Source organism: Clostridia bacterium (genome assembly GCA_012840125.1).
Lineage (GTDB): Bacteria > Bacillota > DULZ01 > DULZ01 > DULZ01 > DULZ01.
This window is the reverse complement of the sequence record DULZ01000096.1, coordinates 22088-43538: the sequence shown is the minus strand read 5'-3', so window position 1 is coordinate 43538 and position 21451 is coordinate 22088. Positions and strand designations below refer to the sequence as shown.

Sequence of the window (21451 nt, the reverse complement as noted above, 5' to 3'; positions counted from 1 at the left end):
CGTTTATCTCTGTTTCGTCGATTCTAAAAGTGATAAAGAGCATTAAACGGAATAGTTTCTCTTCATTCTGGAGGTCAACCAGAAAATCCCCTTGGCCCAGGAGCCGGACCTGGGGCAGGGTGTAATGGAGTTCCAAGTTCAAGTAATTGCCCAGCTCTCCCACAATGGAATTCAGCACAATATTGGCAATCTCTTTGATGATGTCCAGATCGATATCGTCAAAATGATCATGCTGCCGGTACAACCCTGCATCCTCGCCGTGACACAGATTGAGAAACTGCCTCATCTTATCGGCAGGAAAAATGAGATTGGCCACGCCCGCCAGTTGTTCCCTAAAGCGAATGGACGACACCACCAGGGTCCCTTCAGGCATTCCATGGAAGTGAATCCCCGACACCCTTTTATCGAAGTCCACCAACTCGAGATGGGGCACATTCAATAAAATGCGCCGGTTTACGATTTCCGAAAGGAGACTGGCAGACTTTCCTACACCTACGTTAAAGATTTCCCTCAAAATATCATATTGCATTGGACTCAGTTTCATTGGGCATCGCCTTTCATTATCCCAGCAGCCATTTGGGCTTTTTCCAGATTGAAGGGCTTGTTGAAGAAAGCCTTGATCCCAAGTTCTTCCAGCTCCTTCCTGACACTCATTTGTACGTCGGCGGAGATCACGATGATATTGGCGTTGGGATCGGCTTTCTTGATCCTGGTGATTAAAGTCTGGCCGTCCACCAAGGGCATGAGCAAATCCACAAAAACAAAATCAGGCTTGTACTCCAGGTACTTTTGCCACCCCTCTTCCCCATCCCCGGCGAAAGCAATTTCCAAGTCCGGCATGACACTCCTGAGCATTTTCGCCGTGGTAATCTGGGAAAATTTCGAATCGTCAATGATTAATATACGCATTCCCACGCACCCTTTCTAATCTCTACCACGGTTACTGAAACCGTTTGGCTTATTATACCATATAACTTATCTCTTTTTGATCAAGGATCTCAGCGGATCCCTGACAAAAATAGATACAACTGGATTAATTCTTCTCCCCACAAGGCGGCCACAAAAATGCCAACCGCCAAGAAGGGCCCGAAAGGAATAGGTTCTTTGAGTTTTTTTACCCCGGTGGCGAGCAAGAAACCGCCTCCCAGGGCCCCGCTGACAAAGCTGATAAACAAAGCCAGAAGCACGGCGGGACCTCCCAACATCAAACCGGCGGCAAACATCAGCTTGATGTCCCCTCCACCCATCGCGCCTTTACTGAGGACGGCGATCGCCAGTAAGATGCCTCCGCCTAGGAGAGAACCCACTAGGGACTGCCCCCAGGATATTTCCGGCTCCAACACCTGCCACAACAACCACCAGTTCAGGATCATCAGGATCAACCGGTTGGGAATGAGAAGCAGCTTGATGTCGATGAAGGTAATCACAATCAAAATACTGAACAGGAACCAGTATTTAAGGAGCAGGATATGCCAACCGGTGGCCAGGTAGGTTAGCAAAAAGACAACCCCGGTTAATAACTCCACCAGGGGATACTGTATACTGATAGACTCCCGGCAGTAGCGACAGCGTCCTTTCAGCAGCAGGTAACTCATAACCGGTATTAGATCCTTGACCCCAAGTTCAGTGTTGCAGTGAGGACAGCGGGAATGGCCGTAAACGACGGATTCCTCCCTGGGAATACGGTAGATACAAACATTCAAAAAAGAGCCGGTCACAAGACCTAAAACAAAGGACAGGATAGCCAAGCTGGATCACCCTAGCGTCATGTGTTTTCGGCACCGTAGGCTACACGCATCACTTCGGCCACGGTAGTGAGTTTTTGAAAAGCCTTGGCGATGCCGTCTTCCTGAAGGGGCACCATGCCCGAGGCTATGGCTGCCCTCTTCAATTCATCGCTGGCCGTTCGTTTCATGGTCAACTGCCTCAATTCCCGGTGCATGGGCAGCAGCTCCAAGATGGCCAGGCGCCCGTGATAACCTGTGTACTCGCAATGACGGCAACCCGTGCCCCTGGTTAATTCACCTAACGGAAAACCCATTTCCTCCAGGTAGATGGCCTCGCTGGACCCGGGTTCGGGGCGGTAAGGCTCCTGGCAATGGGGGCAAAGCCGGCGTACCAGCCGCTGGGCCACCACCGCGTGCAAAGAAGAAGCTACCAAATAGGGTTCAACCCCCATGTCCAACAACCTGGTCACGGCACCGGCCGCATCTGCAGTATGTAAAGTACTGAACACCAAGTGTCCGGTGATGGCTGCCCGTACGGCAATCTCGGCGGTTTCCCGGTCTCTTATCTCTCCCACCATAATGACGTCGGGATCTTGCCGTAGAATCGCTCTTAACCCGGCCGCAAAATCCAACCCGGCTTTTGCACGGACACGGATCTGGTTGATGCCCGGTAAAACGTATTCCACCGGGTCTTCGATGGTCATGATGTTGAGCTCAGGTTTATTGATATGATCCAGGGTGGCATAGAGGGTGGTGGTTTTGCCGCTGCCCGTGGGCCCGGTAATGAGGATCATGCCGTAGGTACTGGTAATTAACTGCCGGTATTGTTTCAACGTACCGGCTGAAAAACCGATGTCATCCAAGGGAATGAGGGAGGTCGCTCCATCCAGGATCCTGAGGACCACCTTTTCTCCGAACAGGGTGGGCACCACTGCTACCCGCAGGTTCACCAGCTTGCCATTCAGGTGAAGCTGCAGGCGCCCGTCCTGGGGCAGCCGTTTTTCCGTAATGTCTAAGTTGGCCATGATTTTGATCCTGGATACCAGGGGAGGCAGGATGCCCGGGGGAAGTTCCATTACCTCCCGGAGCAGCCCATCAATGCGGTATCGGAGGCGTACCCTATCCATGGACGGTTCCACATGAATATCGCTGGCTCGCAGCCGAATCCCTTGGCTCAGGGTGGTATTGATGAGCTTGATCACTAAAGCTTCGTCGTGAATGGTCTCCTTAATCTCCCAGGTGCCGGCGGGTGCGGCCGACAGTTCAGGGTCTTGGGAGGCTTGACTGGCCAGTTCCTGTAAGCCGTAGAACTGGCCGATAAACTGCTCGATTTCTCCTTCCGGGCTGATAGCCGGCTCTACCTCCAGTTTGCACACTTGTTGAATATCATCGATAGCCAGCACATCCAAAGGGTCGGCCATGGCCAGCAGCAAGCGGTTATCCTGCCGTTTCACCGGCACCACTTTGTATCTTACGATTAACGATTTCGGGACGACCCCGTGGATGACGCTCATGTCCACTTCGTCAAACAAGTGTATTTCCGGGACCCCCAATTGTTCTGCCAGCGCAGCGGTGATTTCCTTTTCCGGTACCAGTCCCAACCGGATCAGGATACGTCCCAGCCTTTCTTGGGTCACTTGCTGCAGCTGCAAAGCCTCCTCCAAGCCTTCTTTGGTCAAGAGACCCTTCTCCAGCAGTATCTCCCCAAGGCGTTTGCGTCCCATCCTGACCTCTCCCAAACCGCAAGCATTGTGCTTGTTAAAAGTGTTCCAGCATCAGTTTCACATCTTCCGGCGTGAACCTTCTGATGGTCATTTCGCCTATTCTCACCGGTAACACCAGGCGCAAGGACCCGCCCCGCGCTTTCTTGTCGTGCATGATTACGTCCAGGATCCCGGCTTTATCTACATCGGCGGGCCATTCCGCCGGCAACCCGAAAGCATTTAAAAGGGCCAGCTGCCGGTCCAAGACACTCTCATCCCGGCAGACTGCCAGGGCCAAAGCGATTTTCGTCGCAATCACCATGCCGACCGCCACGGCCTCCCCATGACGGTATCTTTCATAGTTGGTCAATGTTTCCAAAGCATGACCAAAGGTATGGCCGTAATTCAACAAAGCCCTGATACCCACTTCCCGTTCATCCCGCCCCACGATTTGGGCCTTGATTTGACAGGAATGCCGCACGACCCTGCCCAGGATGGATTTATCCAGGTGCATGATCTGGTTTCCTTCTGCTTCCAGCAGGCGGAAAAAGGCTTCATCTTGGATGACACCATACTTAACCACTTCCGCCATGCCGGCTTTTAGTTCCCGCCGGGGCAAGCTGGTCAAGGTTTGCAGGTCAATCCATACCACCCGGGGCTGGTAGAAACAGCCGATTAAGTTCTTGCCTTCCCGGTGATTAACCCCTACTTTGCCCCCGACGCTGCTGTCCACTTGGGCCAGCAAGGTGGTTGGCACCTGCACAAAAGGAACACCCCGCATGTAAGTGGCGGCCACAAAGCCCGCCAGATCCCCTACTACCCCGCCCCCCAGGGCCAGGATGGGAGAATTGCGGTCAAAATCATGGGCCACCAGCGCATCGTATACCTGTACGGCGGTGTCGATTGATTTGCTTTGCTCGCTGTCCGAAATGATGAAAGTCTCCGGCTGAAAACCGGCGTCTTTCAGCCCGTCCAGCAAAATCTGGCCGTAGAGCTCGATCACTACCGGGTTGGAGACTACTAGGCATTTCTTGGCCGGGATGAGGCGCCTGAGATACGCCCCCAGTTCTGCCAGTGAGTTCCAACCCAGCTCAATCGGGTAGCTCCTTTCGCCTAAGTCAACGAGAAGTGTTTCCATCTATAACCCCCCTTTCCTGCAGGTAGGCTAAAATCCGGTCTACGGTTTCCTCCTGGCTAAGCTCGCTGGTGTCCAGGGTAAAGTCCGCCTGGGCATAGAAAGGCTTTCTTTCCTCCATCATTTGCCTGATCTTTTCGACGGATTTGTCTTTTTGCAAGAGAGGCCTCCCGCCTCGTTTGCTCACCCTGGCCTGGATTACCTCCGGGCTGGCGGTCAGGCAAATTAAAATGCCGTTTCGCTGTAAAGCCCGGACGTTCTCCTCATTGAGCACCGCCCCGCCGCCGGTGGCAATGACGCAATTGGTACGGTTAGCGGCTTTGGTGACGATGAGATGCTCTTCGGAACGAAAGCGCACTTCGCCATGCCGGGCAAAGATCTGGCTGATGGTTATCCCGGTCAGTTTTTCTATTTCTTTATCGGTATCCACAAATTCCATCTGCAGGATTTCCGCCAATCTCTTGCCGGTGCTGGTTTTGCCCGCGCCCATAAATCCAATGAGAACGATGTTCGCCTTCATCAAAAGCCCCTCACATACTCGCAATAATGCTGCCAGGCGGCTTTGATCTCCGCCAGGTTATCACCGCCGAATTTCTCCAGCATGGCATTGGCCAGTACAGGAGCAATGGCCGCCTTTCCGACAATGCTCGCCGCCGGCACGGCACATACATCGGACCTTTCTTTCGCCGCATCCCGAGGTTCCTTGGTAACCACATCGACGCTGGCTAGAGGTCTCATCAAGGTAGGGATGGGTTTCATGGCCGCCCTTAATACCAGCATTTCACCGTTGGTGATACCGCCCTCCAGGCCGCCGGCACCGTTAGATATACGATAATAACCGTCCACCTGATTATAGTGGATTGGATCGTGGACCCGGGAGCCGGGTAAAGTACCGGCTTTGAAACCCAAGCCGATTTCTACCCCTTTGATGCCCTGAATGCTCATTAAAGCCTGAGCCAAGAGGCCGTCCAACTTGCGATCCCAATGCACATAGCTTCCTAACCCGGGCGGCAGGCCCTTCACCAGGATTTCAAAGATCCCCCCGAGAGTCTCCCCCGCTTGCCGCGTTTCATCCACAGCCTTCATCATGTATTCACCGGCCACCGGATCGGCGCAGAAAAACGGGGACTTGGCGGCCCGTTCTGCAATCGTGTCCCAGTCCAGGTTGGTGCCGGAACAGAAGACACTGCCCACGCAGGTAACGTGGGACAACACCTTAATATTGAACTCAAACAAAAACTGCCACACCAAGGCACCGACCGCCACCCGTGCCGCCGTCTCCCGGGCACTGGCTCTTTCCAGGACATTTCGGATGTCTTGATGATGGTATTTCATTGCCCCGGCCAGGTCCACATGGCCGGGACGAGGACAGGTCACGTTTCTTTGGGTCAAGTCTGCTCCCGCATCGGGGCGCATCACCTCTTCCCAGTTGACCCAATCCTTGTTCCGGATGACCATCGTAATCGGGCTGCCTAAGGTCATGCCGCCTCGGACCCCGGATAAAATCTCCACCCGGTCCTCTTCAATCCTCATGCGGCCGCCGCGGCCGTAACCCTGCTGCCGGTCCCGCAGCCAGGCATTGATCAAATCTATATCAATTTTCACGCCGGAAGGCATCCCCTCGACGATAACCGTCAACTGGGGTCCATGGGATTCTCCGGCGGTGAGAAACCTGAGCATTGCCTTCACCCGCCTTGTCAAGTATTAAATTTATTCTTAACCATATTCTCGCAGTCTAACTAAAATCCTGTTACTCCCATGTAACATTTTGTTAATCTATGCAAAATAAAATAGCTGCTTGCGCAGCTTAACTGACTTCCGGTTTTCTTGTCTGCAGCTTGTCTCTCAAGAACTCCAGTAAGCTCTTATTCTGCTCTTCAAACAGTTTTTCCTCGGCAGCTTCTTTTTGCATCCGGAGGCGCTGTACCTCCTCGGCCAACCTCCTGCTTTCTTCCTGGGCCTTACGCAATTCTTCAATGATGGTGGAGAACATGAAAAAGATCGTCGTTTTCAAATTATGGTCTATGCCCATGGCACTTGCCAGGGTGCGTTCCAATTCCAACCGGCGCTTGGCGCCTTTAATGGTGTACTGCTCGGTTTGCAGCAGTTCTTTGATCTGACTGAAAGTTTCCAAATGGTTTTGATCATATCTCTTTCTCTTTCCTTTTGGTTCACGAATTCTCAAGAATTCGGCGAATTCTTTCTCCCAAAAGCGAAGCGTACTGACTTCGACTTGAAGAATACTCGCTACTTGCTGGATCGTTAGCTTCTCTGACACCTGTTCAGCCCTCCCTCTAAATGCCATGATTTAAATATTATGGATATTATTGAGATTTCCTGCCATGAAATGCTAATTTTCTTTCACCTTTTCCAAACAAAAAACGACAAGTCGTGCAACTTGTCGTCATAGAAACCGGTCCAACACCCGGCGCATGATGAGTACAGGCGCCTCGTGCCCCGTCCACAGGCGAAAGGCCTCGGCTCCTTGGAACACCAGCATTCCCTCGCCGTTGAGGACCCGGCAGCCTCTTTGCTCCGCCTTGGCTAGGAGTCTCGTTTGCCTGGGGTTATAGATCAAATCACACACGATCAAAGGTGGGTTAAGCCACTCCTCGTTAATGGGAGGCATGGCATCCACCTGAGGATACATCCCTAACGGCAGAGTATTAATCAGGATGTCCGCCGACCGCAGGCAGCCGGACAGGGCTTCCGGTACCAATTCCACCGCCTCGGCGATCACGGTACCGGCACGGGCAATTTCTTGAGCCAGGCTCAGCCCTTTGGTAAAACTGCGATTGGCGATAAGCAACCTGCCCACGCCTGCTTGAGCCAGGGCAAAACCGACGGCCCTGGCAGCACCGCCGGCCCCGAGCATTAATACTGATTTTCCTTTGATGTCAATACTGAGTTCCTGAGTCAATGAACGCAAGAAACCGGCTCCGTCAGTGTTGTAACCCCACAGTTCGCCGTCCCGGTTCACAATGGTATTGACGGCACCCACCATTTTCGCCGAGTCGTGCAAGCGATCAAGGAAGGAAATGACCTGTTCTTTATATGGAATAGTCACGTTGCATCCGGCGATGTGGAGGGCTCTAATGCCATTAACAGCATCTGCCAGATTGCCGGGAGGTACGGCAAAAGGTACATAAACATAATCAAGACCGAGATATTGAAAAGCCGCATTATGCATGGGAGGCGACAGGGTGTGTCCTAAAGGATAACCCATAATGCCTACCAAACGGGGACTGGAGAATATCTTCATACGCCACCTCTCATGTTCTCTTCGCCATACCGGATAAGACCAGCTTCTCCAACTGCCGCATGAACCTGGTACCGATGAATTCTTTCTTGGTGAGAGGTACCACCAGAATCGTCATCAACCTCAACCGGTTGCCTCCTAAGACATCCGTAAACACCTGATCCCCAATCACCGCGGTGACCTGGGGATCCAGCCCGAGCATCTCCATGGCTTTCCGGAAAGCCCTGCGGCGAGGTTTGCCCGCTTTAGAAATGAAAGGCACCCCCAGCTGTTCCGCCACCTTCCGCACCCTGCCGTGGCTGTTATTGGAAACCAGGCATGGTTTTAAATTGTATTGCGGCAGCTGCTCAAACCAAGCCCGCACTTTTTCCTGGATAAAATTGCTGTTCCATTCCGTCACCGTGTTGTCCAGATCAATGATTAGACCCCGGATACCCTTTTCCGCCAGTTCGGCCAAAGGAATATCCTCCAACCGGTTTACATACAAATGAGGTCTTAACAGTTTGAACATAGCCAGCTCCTATCCTTCATGTACTCTTCTTAATTATACTATACCAAAACTGCCGGGCAAGGATCAAAAACCGCGGGAGTTGCCTTTTCTTTACAGTTAATGGTACTAGCAACTGTTCCGGTGGATTTCATATATTATAGGGTAACACTGCGGGGGTGATGAAATGTTTAATTACCTGGTCTTAGGTGCTCTAATTCTTTCCCTCCTAAAAGGCATTTCATTACTGGTGTCCTACCTTAGCAACAATGCTTTTCCCCAACCTCTGTCAGAAGAAGAAGAAGCCCGTTACATTTCATTGATGCTGCAGGGAGACGAGGAAGCCAGGAACATGCTCATCGAGCACAACTTGCGTTTAGTGGCCCATATCATCAAGAAATTCGAAGGTACAGGCGAGGATAATGATGACCTTATCTCTATCGGAACCATTGGTTTAATTAAAGCAATTAATACCTTTAATCCCAGTAAAGGCACCAGGCTCGCTACATATGCCGCCCGCTGCATTGAAAACGAAATTCTCATGCACCTCCGCTCCATCAAAAAGACCAAGGGAGAAGTGTCCATTCACGATCCCATTGGGGTGGACCGGGAAGGTAATGAAATCACTTTAATCGATGTACTAGGCACCGATCAAGATATCGTAGCCGACACAGTAGAACTGCTGCACGAGCAAGAACGAGTCCTGGCTAAATTAAAAACCCTCACGGCCCGGGAAAGAAATGTTTTGATCATGCGTTACGGCTTATTTAACAGCTTTAGAAAAACACAGCGAGAAATCGCCAAGAAACTAGGGATTTCTCGCTCCTATGTATCAAGGATTGAAAAACGGGCCTTAGAAAAACTGACTAAGGAGATTACCTCCGAAAACCATGAAGCTTGAGGATGCCTGATGGGCACCGTAATTAAATGAAAGCCAAGGAAAAAAGATACGCCCCCAGTAGAATGAGGATGCCTCCACTGGCATAAGTGACATAAGGACTGTATTTCTGAAAATGCCGCAAATTCTTGATAGCGCCGGTAAAGGTTCCTGCCACTATTAGCGGCATGCCGTGGCCCAACCCATAGGCAAATAACATCAAGCCCCCGTAAACCAGATCTCCTTTACTGGCCAAATAGGTGAGAATCACCGCCAACACAGGCGTGGCACAAGGCGAAGCGACGAGGCCAAAGAAGAGGCCCATGAGAAAGCTGCCCACCACGCCTTTTACTTTGATGGGCATGGTCTTAAAACCGGGAAAACTGAAGTGGAAAACACCGCACAGCTGCAACCCCATGAGAATGGCTACTGCGGCCATGATCAAGTACCAGTGGGAGCCGATTTGTCCAAATACTCTGCCGAAACTGGCGGCCGTGATGCCCAGGATGGCAAAGGTTACTCCCAGCCCGAGGACAAAAAGAAAGGACATGGAAAAACCTTTAAGCCTGGAAGGATTGCTGTATCCACCTACATAGCCTACCAAGACCGGTATCATGGATAAAATGCAAGGACTAAAACTGGTCACCACCCCGGCCACAAAAATCAAGGGCAGTGCCAAACCCAGGCTTCCCGTTATGGATTGGCTCACCAGATTGGTAAAATACTCAATCATCTTAACCCCTTCTCCGCCACCTTACCTCGTTACAACAGCGCTTTTAAGAAACCTTCCAGCGTCGCCTTGGACATGTAACCGGACATATCCCCACCGACCCGTTCACCTTGAGCGTTAATAAATACATATGACGGGATATACATGACCTGGTATTCGATGGCCAATGCCAAGCCGGTACCGTCAGTATCAGCCAGGATAAATTCGATCCGGTCGCCGTATTCTTTCTTCAATTCAGCGATGGTCGGTTTCATGGCCACGCACGCCGGACAGCGGTCCGCGAAAAACTCGATGAATATGGGTTTGTTTTGGGCCAGGGCTAAAGCCAAGCGTTCCTCCGGATTCGGGGTGGCTTCCAACTCACCGGCACCTGCGCTGAGGAGGCGGAAGGCCGTCACCCCGGCTATCAGGATCGCTGCGACCAAGATAATGGTTAGCCGCTTTTTCATAAACAACCCCCCTGTTAAACATAAAGTGGGACAGCATATGGTCCATGTTGCCCCACCGCGCTATTATATTATATCGCAGAAAAACTAAACCATGAACCCATCCACGACCAATCTCTTGAACAAGCCGAAACCTTTTAGGTCCACTTGTAACCCCTCCGGATGGACCGGAACGGTTTTGTCTATATAAACATTTAAGCCGTCCACCTGCGTGTATTCATAAGATTTCACATTATCCGGCTTGCCTGCGAACACGGCAGGCATTTGACAGGAACCTGCTCATCCCCCTACCGAGGCCACCAGTAATGTAACCGTATCAGTTTTACTCTTGATGTAATTAATGGCTGCCTCCGAAAATTTCACCCGTGTCATGGCTTTTCTCCTTTCCAGTGTAATGATGCAAGCAAATTATGCTCCCGGTTGTTTTTTTATTATACTTTTTAAACAAATTGCTGTCAATATATATTTGCGAAAAGAACGGTTAACAAAAAGGCTGCCCATGCAGCCTCTCATGACCGTTACCCCTACTTAAGGGCGCAGCTTTTGCTTAAAGAAAACTTCATGATGCAGCCATCTTCCGTAAAAGCATTATCCACCAACCAGCAATTCTGGCTGAAGCTTCGATTCAAGAAAAATATCAAGAAGGGATCTACCGGGCACAAGTTTTGCCGATGGTGCTGCACTAAATCCAGGTTCGCTTTCTTGAAGGCACATCCATGAACCATCACCGTAATATCCACCGGTGAGGCTTCTTTCAGTTCAAGCCTTTCGCAAAAAGGAAACTCCGCCTGCAGTCTGTAATTTAAGAAAGCAATTAATTGCTCAACGGTCTTAGGCTCAGTTTCCAGACTTCCCCATAAATCTTCGGCCAAAGACCAGCCCATCTTCGCTCTGATATTTTCCATTTCTTTACCGGCGGATTTGCCTAATACCTGGAGGTACTTGGTCAGCAACGCGTCCCCTTTATGATCCACCTTTATCCCCCCGCCTGTCATTGTGTTAGTTAATTATAATAGATGACCCTTTGCTTGAAAACCCCGGCCAGTTATGTATACATCATACTTAAAAAAAAAAGAAGCCACCTCTAGTCAACCAGTGCCGGAGATGGCTTGCCGGCGGGACTAATCACCCTCAACCCGGCGGCGGAGGATGGAGTATGGCGTGATCCTTTCCGGTACTTCCAGATATACTTTTTGCTGGGCATGGGGTGCCGCATCCAGGGGAGCTCCGGATTCATCATATAGCTTTTCCAAGCGAAAGGTAAATGGGGCCCCCTGAGGTGAAAGTACTTCCAAGGTGTCACCCACGGCAAAACGGTTTCTCTGTTCCACCAGGGCCAAATCGGGATACGGGTGTTCCAGGACCAGCCCCACGAATTGCACCGGCAGCGGAACACGCCCGGCAGGCGTTTCCCGGTCACCATGGGGAGGACCAAAATAAAACCCCGTCGTAAAACCCCGGTCCGAGACTTTCTGCAGCTCCAACAGCCAATCTTCCCGGAAACTGTAACTGTCCGGGTTTTCCCAAAAAAGGTCCAGGGCCTCCCGGTAGGTTTTAACCACAGTCGCCAGGTAATGAATGCTTTTCATCCGGCCTTCTATTTTCCAACTGTCTAACCCGGCCCTCACCAGCGCGGGAACGTGGGAAATCATACACAAATCCCTGGGGCTGAGAATATAAGTGCCTCGCTCATCCTCCTCGATGGGCATGTACTGCCCGGGACGAGTCTCTTCTACCAAATGATAGCGCCAGCGGCAAGGATGGGTACAAGCACCCCTGTTGGCACTGCGCCCGGTCAGGTAGCTGCTCAACAAGCACCGGCCGGAATAAGCCATGCACATGGCACCGTGCACAAAAGCTTCCAGCTCCACCTGGGTCTTTTCTCTTATCTCCATTATCTCTTGGAAAGACAGTTCCCGCGCCAGGACGATCCTCTTAACCCCCTGCTCCTGCCAAAAGCGGGCACTGGCCCAATTGGTGGTATTGGCCTGGGTACTCAAATGAATCGGAAGCTCGGGCACCGTTGCCCTGGCTAATGCCACCAGGCCGGGATCAGATATAATTACCCCATCTGCTTTAAGGGCCGCCAGTTCTCTTAAATAACCGGGTAATCCTCCCAGGTCCCGGTTGTGGGCCAGGATGTTCACGGTCACATAAACTTTCCTGCCGTGCTGGTGCGCAAACCGGATTCCCTCAGCCATTTCCCCTAAGGAAAAGTTTCCCGCAGCGGCTCTTAGGCTGTACCGCTCTCCTCCTAAATAAACGGCGTCAGCACCATATATAACGGCGATTTTCAGTTTTTCCAAGTTCCCTGCCGGGGCAAGGATTTCAGGCTTGGTCATTGCATGTTGCCTCCACCTGCGAGCACAAATATCCTTAACTTATTATTTTGAGGCTCCGGCTCTGTTATGCTCTGCCAAGGTCCGGGAAAAGACATGGGAACCGTCAGGATTTGCCCTGAAAAACATGTAATCCACCTCTGCCGGATATAAAGCCGCTTCTAAGGACGCCCTGCCGGGAGAGGCAATGGGTCCGGGAGGCAGCCCGTAGTACTTGTAGGTATTGTAAGGCGAATCAATCTCCAGGTCTTCATACAAAAGCACTTCCTTCGGCTCATCCAACAGGTACTGTACTGTAGCACAGGATTCCAATTTCCAGTTCTTTTTCAACCTATTGTAAAAGACCCCGGCAATCATTGCTCTTTCCTCATCCAGTTTCGCTTCCTTTTCCACCAGGGAGGCCATCGTCACCACTTCCAGCGTCGATAAACCCAGCTCTTGGGCCCGCCGGCGATAATCTTCATGATAAACCTCGCCGAAGCGCTTCAGCATCTTGTGGATAATCTCTTCGGCGGTGGCACCGGCAGCGAACTGGTACGTATCCGGGAACAAGAAACCCTCCAGCCGCTTGTCACCCTCGGGTACTCCGTTCAAAAACTCATAGTGAAATTCCCCGTGGGCTGCCGCCTGAAGGAATTCCTCGCGGCTCACCAGATTCGCCGCGGCGATCCTGGCCGCAATCTGCTCCAAGTCAAAACCTTCTGGGATGGTGACCGTGACCACCGCTCCCCGGCCCCCCCGCGTTAAAGCTACAGCAATCTGCTCCATGGGCCAGGCAGCGTCCAAAGTATAGGTTCCTGCCTTAAATTGAGGACTGATCCCTTTTAACCTGGTATAGTAATAAAAGACTTTGGGATGGCGGATCACTTTTTTATCAGCCAGTATCTGGGCCACCGCATAAGGACTGCTGCCCATGGGTATTTCCACTTCCACCGGTCGGGATTCGGCAGCATAAGGTTTGAGGTAGTAGTTCATCAGCGGAAATGGTAAAATACATAAAACCGTCAGAAAAACTAAAAGCACAACCAGCCGTTTCACCCTATTCCCCTTGGCTCTCTCCCCGGTACGCCTCCGGCGGGCCCGGGTGCCCATTTCCGCCGTCGCCAAATTCTGACGAGTATCCAACGCAGATTCCCCTTATAGAAAACAATTAATACAATTATTATAGCGTTTAGGCAATATTTCCACAACCAACCGGGAGAAAAACAAAAGCCGCCCAAGGGCGGCCGGTCCTACTCGTCCATCAAAGCTTCCCAAACTTGCATTACGGTGTCCCATTCCTCGTCATCGGTGATTTCATAGAGGCATTCTTCCCCGTTCTCATCAACTTCTATTTTCAGCACTAATGCCTCACCGGTATCCTCATCATTGGGGATCAAGACCGCATATCTTTTTCCTTCCACTTCAAAGGCTTCAATCAACGTAAAGCTGAAGACATTCCCTTCCTCATCCACCAGTTCAATAATGTTATCATGTGTTTCAGTCATGGCATCCACCCTTTCAAAAAATACATACCTTATCTTACCGCGTAAAAGATGTCCTGTCAAACTAATCCTGGTTGTGACGGCTATGGTAACGACTGTCCAAATAGCTTTGCAAAATGACACCGGCGGCCATCTTGTCGATGACTTTTTTCCGCTTGGCACGACTAACGTCTGCATGAAGCAAAAGGCGCTCTGCTTCTATTGTTGACCATCTTTCGTCTTGTAATACCGTCGGAATCTGTAACTCTTTTTCCAGTATGTCCCGGAAAGCCAGTACCTTTTCCCCTTGTGGCCCAAGAGTGCCGTTCATGTTTTTCGGCAATCCCAGGACGACCAGTTCCACTTCATACTCTTCGATCAGTTGGGCCAACCGGCGCAAATCTTCCTCCGGGCCAGACCGTTTAATGACGGTAACTCCCTGGGCCGTCAACCCTAAAGGATCGCTCACGGCCACTCCGATGGTTTTATCTCCGATGTCAAGTCCCATAATTCTCATACCACATACCTCGCCCTAAGCAGGGAAAAACCTCATACAAAACTGTATGAGGTTTAACTGCTTACTCTATTTTCAAATAATGGCGTAATAGTTCCTCCAGCAGTTCATCTCTCTCCAATTTCCTGATCAGGTTACGGGCGTTATTGTGACTGGTAATGTAAGCGGGATCACCGGACAAAAGGTATCCCACAAGCTGGTTAATAGGGTTGTACCCCTTTTCCTGCAGCGCCTGATACACGGCCATGAGTACTTCTTTGGCTTCCGGTAGATCTTCCTTGTTCACTCTAAACATCATCGTCTGCTCCAGGTTACCTTTAGTCATCATCCCACCTCCACCATCTACCAAGCCCTAATGTGTACATTCGCTACTACCAGGCCAATCCCTGCTTGAGGAAAGACTTTACCACAAAATTTTCCCAGCAGGCGGAGCTATTTAAGCTGCTCTTTCACGATATCAACTACCTTACTTAAAGCTTCGTCCAGCTTGGACGGGTCCTTGCCTCCCGCCTGGGCCATATCCGGCCGGCCGCCCCCGCCCCCCAGGGTTACTTTGGCTACTTCTTTGACGATCAAGCCGGCATGAATCCCTCTCGGCAACAAATCCTTAGTTGCCGCCGCCACAAAGTTAACCTTGTCATCCATAACGGCACCTAGGACTACCACGCCGGATCCCAGCTTTTGTCTTAATAAATCCGCCATGGTTCTAAGCCCTTCCATATCGGATGCCTGCACCTTCACGGCCAGCACCGCGGCTCCGGCTACCGTTTGTTTTTGATGCAACAACTCCTCCACTTGATAGCGGGCTATTTTTTGGTTGAGCTGTTCGATTTCCCTGTCCTTGTCCTTCAACTCCTGCAAAAGACCTTGGATTTTGTTCACTACCTGGTTAGCCGGCGTTTTGAGCAGGCTCGTGATTTGACTCAAAAGGTCTGATTGTTGTTCATAGAAATCCAAGGCAGCCGTGCCGGTTACCGCTTCAATTCGTCTTAGACCCGCCCCGACACCGGTTTCACTCAAAATCTTGAAGGAGCCGATGACACCGGTTTGCGGCACGTGGGTACCCCCGCACAATTCCTTACTAAAATCGCCCATTTTAACGACGCGCACCTGTTCACCATATTTCTCACCGAAGAGGGCAATGGCCCCCACACTCCTGGCCTCATCATAGCTCATTTCAAAGGTTTCAACCGGCAAGTTGTTTAGAATCTGCTCGTTGACCTGCCTTTCTACCGCGCGCAGCTGTTCTTCCGTGGGCGCTTCAAAATGAGTGAAATCAAATCTTAACCGGTCGGCCTCTACCAGGGAGCCGGCCTGGTGCACATGGCTGCCCAAAACATTTTTCAAGGCTTGGTGCAGGAGGTGGGTAGCGGAATGGTTACGAGCAATGGCTTGTCTCCTATTGCCGGCTACCTCGAGCCTGACCGTGTCACCGGCTGCCACAGAACCGTTCATTACCCGGCAAAGATGCACCGGGTGCCCGTCGGGGAGCTTCTTTGTATCCAGGATCTCCCCTTGCCCGTTGCGACCGGATAACAACCCTTCATCTCCCACTTGGCCGCCGCTCTCCCCGTAGAAAGGAGTCCGGTCAAAAATCAGCCATCCTTCGCTGCCGGCGTCAAGTTGTGTTAAAGGCCGGCCGTTCTGGACAATCGCCAGGACTTTGGCGTCGCAAGCCAGGGTGCTGTATCCCAAAAACTCAGTGGGCGGGATTGCATGAATAACGTCCGCGAAAGAGGTCGCAAAATCAAAGGCATTGGCTTCTTCCCTGGCTGCCCTCGCCCGGCGGCGCTGTTCTTCCAGCGCTGCTTCAAAGGCCTCCCGGTCGATAGTCAACCCATGTTCTTCGGCAATGTCTTCCGTCAAATCCAGGGGAAAACCATATGTATCGTAAAGGAGGAATGCGTCCTTGCCGCTGATGACTTTGCTGTTGCTTGCCAGGACACGCTGCACAATTTCGTTAGCCACCCTGGTGCCTTCCGTCAATGTTTCATGGAAGCGGGCTTCCTCCACTTGGATGACCTTCATCACCTGTTCTTTTTGCTCCAGCAGTTCCGGGTAAGCATCCTTCATAATGTCTACGACCACGGGCACCATGCGGTCCATAAAGGGCTCCTCGATGCCTAAAGTCTTGCCAAACCGGATCGCCCGGCGCAAAATTCGCCGCAGCACATAGCCCCGGCCTTCATTGGAGGGAAGCACCCCGTCGCTAATGAGAAAAGTGCATGCCCGGGCATGATCCGCAACGACCCGGAAAGGAAAACCTGCAGTCCCTTTTTGATATTTTTGGCCGCTGATGTCCTCCACAGCCTTGATCAAAGGAGTAAAGAGATCTGTATCGAAGTTGCTGTCCACATCCTGCAGCACGGAAGCAATTCTTTCTAAACCCATGCCCGTGTCAATGCTGGGTCGGGGCAGGGGAGTTAGCTTACCGTCCGCATCACGTTCATACTGCATAAAGACCAAATTCCAGATTTCCAACCACCGGTCGCAATCACACTTACCGATGGCACATTCCGGCGCCTGGCAGCGAAACTTTTCGCCACGGTCAATGACGATCTCACTGCAGGGACCACAAGGCCCGGTATCGCCCATGGCCCAAAAATTATCTTTCTCTCCTAACCGTACAATTCTTTCCTTGGGAATCTCCGTTAATTCCAGCCAGAGGTGGAAAGCTTCATCATCATCGTAGTAAATAGTGGCCCACAGTTTATCCTTGGGCAGCTGCAATACCCCGGTCAAGAACTCCCAGGCATAGGCAATGGCTTCCCTTTTAAAGTAATCGCCAAAGGAGAAATTACCCAGCATCTCAAAAAAAGTGTGGTGCCTGGCCGTCCGTCCTACCGTATCCAGGTCATTGTGCTTGCCGCCGGCCCTGACACACTTTTGTGACGTCGTGGCACGCTTGTACGGTCTTTTATCCAGTCCTAAAAATACGTCCTTGAACTGGACCATACCGGCATTGGTAAACAGCAAGGTTGGGTCATCATGAGGCACCAGGGAACTGCTGCGCACGATCTGATGACCTTTACTTTCAAAAAACTTGAGAAATTTGGTCCTGATCTCACTTCCGGAGAGCATCTCTGACAACTCCTTTAACCCAGTTATCCTTAAAATTAAAAACCCGTCGCTGACAACACGTCAGGGACGGAACTCAATCGGGACGGTGAAGCTTACCCCTTGTCCATCATGGTCAGCTACTGTCTGCTTTGCTGTAATATTATACATAAGGCTGCAATCATTGTCAATTATTCCGGCCGGTTCTCGGCAAATTGTGACAATCATCCTTCAGTCTTGCACCGGCCTAAGCAGCCATGCCAGGACCACATGCCGCCAGAGCACTCTGAGGGTCAGGGCCACGGGTACCGCCAGCAGCATGCCGATGACTCCGTAGAGCTTATTGCCCAACAGCAGTACGAAAATAACCAGTAAAGGGTGCAGTCCCACACTGGAACTGATGATCTTAGGAGATAGGACGTTGCTTTCCAACTGCTGGATGACAAAGATCACGATGAGGGCGGAGATGGCTTTACTTTTAGACTCCAGGATCCCTACCGCAAACGCCGGGATAGCTCCAATGATGGGCCCAAAATACGGGATCACGTCGAATATCCCCACAACAAGGCCCAGCAGAAAGGGAAACTCCAGTCCAATGAGAAAAAAACCGATGGAGGTCAACAGGCCCACCGTCAATGCCAGGATTAGATAACCTTTCAAATATTTGATTAACTGCTCGTCCAGTTCCGCCCAAAGATGAAGAATTCTCGTTCTTTTTGCTTCCGGTATCATTGCCAATATCTTTTTCATGGTGCGCCCTTCATCCTTGAGCATGAAAAAGGCCAGCACGGGCACGATGAGAATGTTGAAGACATGAGTAAAAACGCCCAGGATTCCGTTGATGACCTGCCCGATACTATCGGTAAGGGCCGTCTCCACTTGCCTGATGGCATGGTCAATTTCTTGCCGCACGGCATGCGGTATGTCAATTTTTTGATACTTATTGTAAAATCCCTGCAGTAGTTCATGGGCCTGATTTGTATATTCCGGGATAGAAACCAGCAGCACCTGCAGCTGCCCCCATAAAATAGGAAAGAGATAAATCCCCGCCAGCAATAAGATGACGACAATAATGGAATATGTAAGAACAATACCGCCTGTGCGGGAAAACCCCTTTTGCTGAAAGAACTCCACCATAGGGCTTAAGAAGTAGGCCAGCAGGGCGGCTATCAGGAAAGGTTCCAAGATGGAACGAATCCAATAAAGAAGCATCACGGTAATGGCCACCAATGCCCCCGCCAAGATCCGGTACCACCACTTGGGCTCTAGATGCAATGTCAATAAACCTCCACCCCTCCCGGCCAAGCTAGCAAAAAAGAGGGATTGAACGATCCCTCACTTTTTTCTGGCTATCCCTTTGACGCCGTCCTTGGCTTCATGCATGGCTTTTTCCGCTCTTCCTCTTAACTCACTGATCTTGTGGGACATGTCTTCCATATTGACCTTTTTCAGCGGTTTGCCAAACCATTTACTCATGAGACCGCCGATAATACCACCTGCAATCATACCGCGCCAAAATCCCATGGTCATACGCATACCCCCTGTCCTTTATGTTCCGTTACCGATAGCAACAAGACTCCCATCTTCTTCCACCTGATAAATACGGTTATGGACATCATACTCGACAAAACAGTTCCAGCAGTAATACTGGTCAACATTAATCTTTCCCACTTCCCGCCCTCCACAAATCGGGCAGTTCACCATGAGCCACCAAACCTCCTATGATGCTGACCGCAGTTTTTGCTATATATCATTGCCCGGATAATCCTGATTTATACAAAAAAACGCAGCCTTCATTCGATAGGCTGCGGACCGCATGCACATTAGGCCGGTTGTTCAGGTTTCATCATGGATGCCGTCTTAGGAACGTCCTCCTCGAACAGGCCGCTGATGATGTCCTTATATTTTTCCTGCACAAATTTCCTTCTCACCTTTAATGATGGCGTCAGCTCACCGGTGTCAGTTGAGAACTCTTCCGGCAACAGGGCAAATCTCTTAATCTGTTCGTAAGAGGGCAGGTCTTTGATGAGATGTTTGATTCTTTCGTTGTACAGCTCGATGACTTTCGGGTTCTGGATCAATTCCTGCCTTGAACCGAATGCAATGCCGTTTTCCTTGGCCCAGCCGGTCAGCACTTGGAAATCCGGAATGATGAGAGCCGCCAAGTATTTTTGCTTATCGCCGAATACCACCGCTTGGCTGATGAAATTATCGGTACCGAGCAATCCTTCGATGTTTTGCGGTGCTACGTTCTTACCACCGGAGGTAACAATGATATCCTTTTTCCGGTCCGTAATGGTCAAGAAACCGTCTTTATCGAGAACACCTACATCGCCAGTGAGAAACCAGCCGTCGCTGAAAGCTTCCGCCGTAGCATCGGGCCGGTTCCAGTACCCTTTGAAAACATTAGGGCCTTTGGCCATGATCTCGCCGTCATCGGCAATTTTAATGTGAACACCGGGGATCGGTCGGCCTACGGTGCCTAACCGGAGGTGTTCGAATGTGTTCACCGTCAACACCGGTGCTGTTTCCGTTAGGCCGTATCCTTCCAGGATAGGCAAGCCAATGGCATGGAAGAACTCGTTAATATCCTTGGCCAGGGCAGCACCGCCGGAAACAAAGAACTTCAGGTTACCTCCGGTCAAATCCCTTAGTTTTGAATATACCAATTTATCAGCCAATCTATGCTTGATTCTCAGCACCAGGGAAGGATTCTTCTTAGCCCGGTTAGTGTAGAACCATTCCTTACCTACTGCCACCGCCCAGACAAAAATCTTCTTCTTGAGGGCACTTCCTTCATTGATCTTATTCAAGATGCCTGCATACATTTTTTCGTAAAGCCGGGGCACACTCACCATCACATCCGGTTTCACTTCCGGCAGGTTTTTCACTACTTCGTTAACGCCTTCGGCATAAGCGATGGTGCCGCCGTTGTAGAGGATTAAGTAATAGCCGGCCATTCTTTCCAACACGTGGCTCAGGGGCAAAAAGGATAACGCCACCCAATGGGGTTCCACTTGTACGACGGAAGAGCAGGCTCTGGCGTTCGAAAGGAAGTTCTTATGACTCAACATAGCTCCCTTCGGATTGCCGGTGGTTCCTGAAGTATAGACAAAAGATACGGTGTCATCTTCTTTGGCCGATTGGATCAATTCCTTGACTCTTTTCTCATACTTATTTTTTTGACTAGTGCCAAGGTCCAAAACATTTTGAAAGCTTGTAACGTCTTTTGGCAGGTCTCCGGCTTGGTCGGCATCCATCAACACGATTTTGAAGAGTTCCTTGAGGTTTTCCCTGACCTCCAAGACTTCCTTCAACAGGGACGGCTTGGAAACAAAAAGTACCCGGGCTCCTGAATCCTGCAGGATAAACTCGATCTGTTTCGCTTTAAGGGTGTGATAAATAGGCACCACAACACCCTGCACGCTGATAATGGCTAAATCGGTAATGGCCCATTCCGGACGGTTTTCCGACAAGATGGCTACCCTATCGCCAGGATTAATACCTAAAGCTAACAGGGCACACGCCAATCGCTCAACCCGGCTGCCGAATTCATGCCAGGTTATATCATGCCAAACACCGTCTTTTTTGAAACGCAGGGCGGTATGTGCCTGGTATTTATTCACCCGGTCAAAAAACATCGCTCCTAACGTCGCGTCCAAACTGAGGTGCCCCCTTCCGTAGTGTTTGAATGTTCATTCATTTTTACTGTAC

Annotated in this window: 23 protein-coding genes and 1 pseudogene; 1 reads left to right on the top strand and 23 read right to left on the bottom strand. The window is 50.9% G+C overall.

Going from position 1 to position 21451, the window contains the following annotated elements:
• From GXX34_11610 to GXX34_11565, 10 genes are all read right to left on the bottom strand, one after another.
• On the bottom strand, positions 1-544 hold a 544-nt coding region (locus GXX34_11610; GenBank protein ID HHW08152.1), incomplete at its 3' end, for a chemotaxis protein CheC.
• A complete protein-coding gene (locus tag GXX34_11605) occupies positions 541-909 on the bottom strand; it encodes a response regulator (GenBank protein HHW08151.1) in 369 nt (122 codons plus the stop codon). The genes GXX34_11605 and GXX34_11610, both read right to left, overlap by 4 nt.
• Positions 910-998: 89 nt before the next feature.
• A complete protein-coding gene (locus GXX34_11600; GenBank protein HHW08150.1) occupies positions 999-1748 on the bottom strand; it encodes a prepilin peptidase in 750 nt (249 codons plus the stop codon).
• A gap of 17 nt (positions 1749-1765) precedes the next feature.
• Positions 1766-3451: a Flp pilus assembly complex ATPase component TadA gene (gene tadA / locus GXX34_11595; GenBank protein HHW08149.1), complete on the bottom strand. Its 1686-nt coding sequence runs from the start codon at positions 3449-3451 to the stop codon at positions 1766-1768.
• A 34-nt stretch (positions 3452-3485) separates the two neighbouring features.
• Positions 3486-4568, bottom strand: a complete 1083-nt coding sequence (locus GXX34_11590) for a 3-dehydroquinate synthase (GenBank protein ID HHW08148.1) — start codon at positions 4566-4568, stop codon at positions 3486-3488.
• Positions 4549-5085: a shikimate kinase gene (locus GXX34_11585; protein ID HHW08147.1), complete on the bottom strand. Its 537-nt coding sequence runs from the start codon at positions 5083-5085 to the stop codon at positions 4549-4551. The genes GXX34_11590 and GXX34_11585 overlap by 20 nt, the downstream gene beginning before the upstream one ends.
• The gene (aroC, locus tag GXX34_11580; GenBank protein ID HHW08146.1) at positions 5085-6245 is read right to left on the bottom strand and encodes a chorismate synthase; all 1161 of its coding nucleotides are present in this window, start codon (positions 6243-6245) and stop codon (positions 5085-5087) included. Before aroC ends, GXX34_11585 begins: the two co-directional genes overlap by 1 nt.
• Positions 6246-6372: 127 nt before the next feature.
• Complete coding sequence (locus tag GXX34_11575; protein ID HHW08145.1) at positions 6373-6843, bottom strand: MerR family transcriptional regulator; 471 nt, start codon at positions 6841-6843, stop codon at positions 6373-6375.
• Between the two features lie 126 nt (positions 6844-6969).
• Positions 6970-7827 carry a shikimate dehydrogenase gene (locus tag GXX34_11570; GenBank protein ID HHW08144.1) on the bottom strand — a complete coding sequence of 286 codons (858 nt, stop codon included), beginning with the start codon at positions 7825-7827 and terminating at the stop codon, positions 6970-6972.
• Positions 7828-7837: 10 nt separating this feature from the next.
• Positions 7838-8335: a YqeG family HAD IIIA-type phosphatase gene (locus tag GXX34_11565; protein ID HHW08143.1), complete on the bottom strand. Its 498-nt coding sequence runs from the start codon at positions 8333-8335 to the stop codon at positions 7838-7840.
• A gap of 163 nt (positions 8336-8498) precedes the next feature.
• Here GXX34_11565 and sigK point away from each other — a divergent pair, with 163 nt between their 5' ends.
• The gene (sigK, locus tag GXX34_11560; protein ID HHW08142.1) at positions 8499-9212 is read left to right on the top strand and encodes an RNA polymerase sporulation sigma factor SigK; all 714 of its coding nucleotides are present in this window, start codon (positions 8499-8501) and stop codon (positions 9210-9212) included.
• Positions 9213-9234: 22 nt separating this feature from the next.
• Here the strand turns inward: sigK and GXX34_11555 are convergent.
• The 13 genes and pseudogenes from GXX34_11555 to GXX34_11495 form a co-directional block, all read right to left on the bottom strand.
• A pseudogene (locus GXX34_11555) lies at positions 9235-10172 on the bottom strand (cytochrome C biogenesis protein).
• A gap of 279 nt (positions 10173-10451) precedes the next feature.
• Positions 10452-10628 (bottom strand): hypothetical protein, encoded by a 177-nt coding sequence (locus GXX34_11550; protein HHW08141.1) that lies wholly within the window; start codon positions 10626-10628, stop codon positions 10452-10454.
• Positions 10629-10888: 260 nt separating this feature from the next.
• Positions 10889-11338 (bottom strand): hypothetical protein, encoded by a 450-nt coding sequence (locus GXX34_11545; GenBank protein ID HHW08140.1) that lies wholly within the window; start codon positions 11336-11338, stop codon positions 10889-10891.
• A gap of 147 nt (positions 11339-11485) precedes the next feature.
• The gene (locus tag GXX34_11540) at positions 11486-12706 is read right to left on the bottom strand and encodes a U32 family peptidase (protein ID HHW08139.1); all 1221 of its coding nucleotides are present in this window, start codon (positions 12704-12706) and stop codon (positions 11486-11488) included.
• A 42-nt stretch (positions 12707-12748) separates the two neighbouring features.
• On the bottom strand, positions 12749-13828 hold the full coding sequence (gene mltG / locus GXX34_11535; protein ID HHW08138.1) for an endolytic transglycosylase MltG: 1080 nt from the start codon (positions 13826-13828) through the stop codon (positions 12749-12751).
• Between the two features lie 107 nt (positions 13829-13935).
• Positions 13936-14190: a DUF1292 domain-containing protein gene (locus tag GXX34_11530; GenBank protein HHW08137.1), complete on the bottom strand. Its 255-nt coding sequence runs from the start codon at positions 14188-14190 to the stop codon at positions 13936-13938.
• Between the two features lie 61 nt (positions 14191-14251).
• On the bottom strand, positions 14252-14683 hold the full coding sequence (gene ruvX, locus GXX34_11525; protein HHW08136.1) for a Holliday junction resolvase RuvX: 432 nt from the start codon (positions 14681-14683) through the stop codon (positions 14252-14254).
• A 61-nt stretch (positions 14684-14744) separates the two neighbouring features.
• Positions 14745-15005 (bottom strand): IreB family regulatory phosphoprotein, encoded by a 261-nt coding sequence (locus GXX34_11520; protein ID HHW08135.1) that lies wholly within the window; start codon positions 15003-15005, stop codon positions 14745-14747.
• Between the two features lie 107 nt (positions 15006-15112).
• Positions 15113-17761, bottom strand: coding sequence for an alanine--tRNA ligase (gene alaS, locus GXX34_11515; GenBank protein ID HHW08134.1), 2649 nt, complete (start codon positions 17759-17761; stop codon positions 15113-15115).
• Between the two features lie 207 nt (positions 17762-17968).
• Positions 17969-19018: an AI-2E family transporter gene (locus tag GXX34_11510; GenBank protein HHW08133.1), complete on the bottom strand. Its 1050-nt coding sequence runs from the start codon at positions 19016-19018 to the stop codon at positions 17969-17971.
• Positions 19019-19072: 54 nt separating this feature from the next.
• Entirely contained in the window at positions 19073-19267 is a 195-nt protein-coding gene (locus GXX34_11505; protein HHW08132.1) for a hypothetical protein, read from the bottom strand.
• Between the two features lie 18 nt (positions 19268-19285).
• Positions 19286-19441: a hypothetical protein gene (locus GXX34_11500; protein HHW08131.1), complete on the bottom strand. Its 156-nt coding sequence runs from the start codon at positions 19439-19441 to the stop codon at positions 19286-19288.
• 119 nt (positions 19442-19560) lie between these two features.
• A complete protein-coding gene (locus GXX34_11495) occupies positions 19561-21399 on the bottom strand; it encodes a long-chain fatty acid--CoA ligase (protein HHW08130.1) in 1839 nt (612 codons plus the stop codon).
• Positions 21400-21451: the final 52 nt, after the last annotated feature.